This window comes from Kaarinaea lacus, from assembly GCF_975902315.1.
This window is the reverse complement of the sequence record NZ_CDLKIE010000262.1, coordinates 1-4520: the sequence shown is the minus strand read 5'-3', so window position 1 is coordinate 4520 and position 4520 is coordinate 1. Positions and strand designations below refer to the sequence as shown.

At 42.0% G+C, this 4520-nt stretch carries 2 protein-coding genes; both read right to left on the bottom strand.

Features of this window, described 5'->3' with window-relative positions; all coding sequences use genetic code 11:
• Positions 1 to 269: 269 nt before the first annotated feature.
• The gene (locus tag ACWVCM_RS08080) at positions 270 to 4265 is read right to left on the bottom strand and encodes an AsmA family protein (RefSeq protein ID WP_455201223.1); all 3996 of its coding nucleotides are present in this window, start codon (positions 4263 to 4265) and stop codon (positions 270 to 272) included.
• A 67-nt stretch (positions 4266 to 4332) separates the two neighbouring features.
• Positions 4333 to 4520: hypothetical protein (locus tag ACWVCM_RS08075; RefSeq protein WP_455201222.1), on the bottom strand; the 188-nt coding region annotated here is incomplete at its 5' end.

The following is a 4520-nucleotide window of genomic DNA, read 5'->3' as shown; positions in this document are numbered from 1 at the left end:
TTCAAAAATGAAACCGTTTTGATCATTCATATGTCCGCTTGTTGGTGTGTTATCTTATCGTCCGCTATTACCTAAAGTAGGTTTCACTAGGGTGATTTGCTGAATGACAACTATCAGTATAAAGCACCCGTTCACCGCCAATTTTGCCTTTTACAGGGTACGTTTTTGCAATTTATGCTATCTTTTTTACAGCTTATGTTGCATACCACAGGAACTACGCAAGCGCTATTACAAATAATAATATTTAGCCTGTTCTTCAACTGAGTCTTTTATTCATCGTTGGCCCCAACATCACCTTCTTCTTTTGCGCCGGATCCGGAGCCTCCTCCCAACAACCTCGACAAGCTCTTATTAAATGCTGATCCGACATCCTTAACAGCTTTACCGGCCCCCTTGATTGCACGCATTCCAATCCGATCCCTGGACGGTGCCACCATATTAACACAGGGATTGTTGTCGCTAGATCTTAATCCATCGTAACCAATAAAAACCAGCGTACCAGGAACAATCCAAACTGTGGCTATCTCAGCGGCCTTGTATAATGCCGAGGTTGTTTCTGTGGTAAAACGTGGATTGGAAAACGGTCCTTCAATGATCACCGGTAACTCCATATTCAGTGGAATACCTTTGCTAACCGGAGATGCCTTCAAACTAAAAGTCTCATTATTAAAATCAACCCACCCTTCTGCTACTAAAGTAGAATGCTTTGTATCTAATAACGCGACTTCGGTTACTCCTTTCCCCTTATCGAATGTCAAGCCGCAAATACCACAATTAATTTTGGTGGTTCTCTCTTTTTTTATTGTCATCATTCCCACCATAGCGCGTAATCCGCCCGTATAAATATCAAATAGCGCAGAATCAATAGTTCCTTCATCTATTAAAAATCGAACGTGGCCATCCAGTCCAGCCACCAATTCAGCGGTACTGTTACCTGTTGAACTCACAGACACCTCAGCGCCAAAGTAGCCTCTCACTAATCCTTCCGCAGCGGTGTTGCGTGCAATCTCTGACATATTGATTTTAGGAACATTCATCTGCACGGAAACACGAGGCGGTTCAGCTTTACTATCGATTTCCAGATTCGCATTTAAACTACCATCAGCCGCTGTTAAGCGATCGAGATCAAATTTTAACGCCCCATCTTTCAGGTCAACCGTAGCTTTTACTTCAAGTGCTTTTACTCGCCTGAATTGAATGTTTTTGCCGTTTATTCTGCCTTTTAAGTTAGCCTCTTTCAGTAAATCAAAGGGCAACTCTTCCGATGAAAATTGTTTACTCGTTTTATCCTGTTTTTTTGCCGTTGTCGTATCATCTTCCGCCCATTTTGAAATATCCAGACCATCTATATTCCAGTCAAACTCCATCATAACTGGTTGCTGCTGCATATTGATTGACGTTGATCCCGTTATTCGCCCTTGTCCAATGACTCCGTCAAGCCTGGATGCCACAATGGAAGTGTAATCGCCCTTAATCTCCGATGTAACCTGTACCTTGCCTACTCTATTGACGAAATCATTTTGGCTCAGAGAAGGATCTAAAGCCTGCAAATTGTTAACTGACAGCTGGATATCCATACCTTTACCACTGATAAGGTCATCAATTTTACCCTGCACTTCCGTAACAAATCCTTTGATGTTGGCTTTTAAATCGAAGCTGGTCGGTTCGTCACGAGCCGCCCAGGTGTAAGGATCGCTAATACTACCCAAACCAAGAAACAGCGTATCTTTGTACTTGCTATTGAGCCTCACCGCAACAGGGGCATCGGCAACATTTTGCGACGCTTCTCGCGCTAATTGTATTGCGTGAATCTGTTCCAGCTGTTTGTGTTCGTAATTTAATGTGATATTCCCAACTACTGATTTTAACCATTGTTCCAGAGAATCTCCCTGCGTGTGGAGTGAAACATCAGCACTTGCCAACGCTTTCCAGAAGAATTGTTCTCCATTTTCAAGCTCTATTTTTTCGAGGTCCAGTTCATCACTCTTCAAACGCGCGTCAACGACGGGTATTTTTTCTTTCGCATTAATTTTGAAATGTGATTTTATATTTCCGGCAGGGCTATCTATATTGACATGCCACACTGACAACGCACTATTTTCCACCCTTAATTCAGCAGCCGCTTTATCAATAGAGAAATTTGGGATGTTTAAACTGCCATCCCTGGCTTTCAGCTTGATATTCATATTAAAATCTTGCAGCGCAGAGAACGACATAGTTTCAGCGAGGATTGCTTTTTGATCCTTTGCATCCTTATCTCGCTTGACACGTTCCGCTTTATTTACGCGAGCTATTTCTTTTTGTATTCCAGCCAGGTCGAGCTCATCGATGTTAATGTTGCCAAAGATATAGGGCAGTTTTTTTTCAAAATCTATATGCACATTGCCAGACAATCGCGCATTGCTGCCTTTTACCCGAATATGATCAAATTTTAATAGCGAATAATCACCACGAAATACGGTTTTCACTTGTGCTTTTTTCAAGGCAGGCAAACCAATATCCAGTGTTTTTTCAAGAGTGGCTAAATGGCTGGTGCGAGCATCAACTTTAATATCAAAACCTTTTGCCTCGAACAGTTCCGCGATTGTTCCTCTGGCTTTGGTGTCTACATTTAAAAAACTCAACTGCGCTGTTAACGGGTAAGGGTTATCGCTAATCAATGCCTGGGGACCACCAATTTCTCCCGTGATTTTATAAGGTACTTTTTGTAGTTCACCATCGATAGCAACCGCAAATGGTGCAGCACTGTTTGCAGGATTCGTTCGTTGCAGGACAATTTGTGTTGTGTGTTTATGCGCACTATTAGCATAATGTGCTGTAGCATTACCTTGCAGATTGGCATACAAATTAGACAGTGATTTACCTTTGGTGTGTAAACTACCTTGCAAGGCTCCAATACCCTGATAGGTACTTGCCATGTCATAAAATTTTCCTAACGCCAACTCTTTAGCATCAATATCCAGTTTTGCAACATTAATACCCTGCTCGTTTAACAGGCTGAATTTTCCAGTTGCCTGTCCTAGTGGGCTCGCGATTGAAAACGGCGATATAGAGAACTGGCCATTTTTAACAGCAATTGCAGCATTGAATTGATCTATTATCCATTCATCATAACCAACAGTATTAACCGAAAACTGTACTGAAGCATCAAACAGACTTAAAAATTCCAGGTCCAACGGTTCTTCAAAAGGATTCAAGTTAACTTCTTGTGATGCAGACTTATTCTTTTTTGTTGGCTCGGCTTGAAACGCACCAAGAAACTCTTTTATGTGTATATCTTGCATATTTAATTGAGCACTGATGTCAGGTTTTTCTGTACTCATATCAACTGCCACATTCCCAGTGACCATTGTTTTAGCTAGCTGTACTGCCAGATTCTTAACAGTCAATTTATTTAGGTTGCCTGCAATGTCAGCATTAATGTTGACTGGACCACTCTTGATACTCACACCCAATGATTCTTGCCAGGCTGTAAAATCCTTAGCACTCGCCTGAACGTTGAGCTGAATATTCTCCAATTTCAGTGCATTTAGCACATCACCTTTAATTGCCCAGTCTGTGTTAAACGCTTTAGCCTGTAGATCCACTGGAAATCTTTTGTTAACGGACAGTAGCTCGGCCAACCTGCCTGTTTGGCCTGCTACCTGGTAAACATGGCCGTCGAATTGCCCCGAAACATCTATCTGTAATGCATCAAGGTCACTTAGACCTTTAAGTGTCGCTTTATTCAGTACGAAATCGTGATGTGGTAATGTGGGTGATTCACGATATGACAAAGTGATATTCCTGATATCAATCTCTACATCGGAGACAAAATCCAGCGGTATGGTTGAAGATTCTACTGCAGTCTTTTCTTGCCGCTTCCCTGGTTCTCGTATTCGCCAGTTATTCTCACCTTGCTCGTTGTGTTCAACCAGAATTTGCACATCATCCAGTATAAATTTGTGGATAATCAGCTCCCCGGAAATCAGCGCTAGTAATCCCAGTTGCAAATCCAGTTGATGGACTCTTAACATTTCCGGCTGAGTACCCCATGAAGCATTGGCAATTTTCGCATCAGTCAGTGATAAACCAAGTGGTATTAAATTGATATCAAATGGACCGTCGATAACCACAGAACGGTTCAGGTAGGTGGATAAACGTTGGGAAATTTGTGGTTTAAAGCGATTTAAATCCGCGAATTGCAGGTAGGCGAATAGTGAAATAAAAACTATCAATATTAATGAGACTAGCGAGAAAACTCCAATTAGAATTATTCTTCTCATATCGCTGCGCAATGAATCTCATACATTTTATAACTGCAGACAACCATACATATCTGCAGGTAGTAGATCACAATGTGACGACTACTCTTGGTGGCTCGGTATCTTCTGGATTAAAGCTGAGACGGCATTCCCCTACCTGGGCGGCATTTAGCCCCTTATCAGTAATCAAATAGCGCCGTACCGTTCGGGTACGTTCAGTCGCCAATTCGACAAGCTTCGAGCTATGGGTATTAATCAATCGTTGTCGTTCTTCTA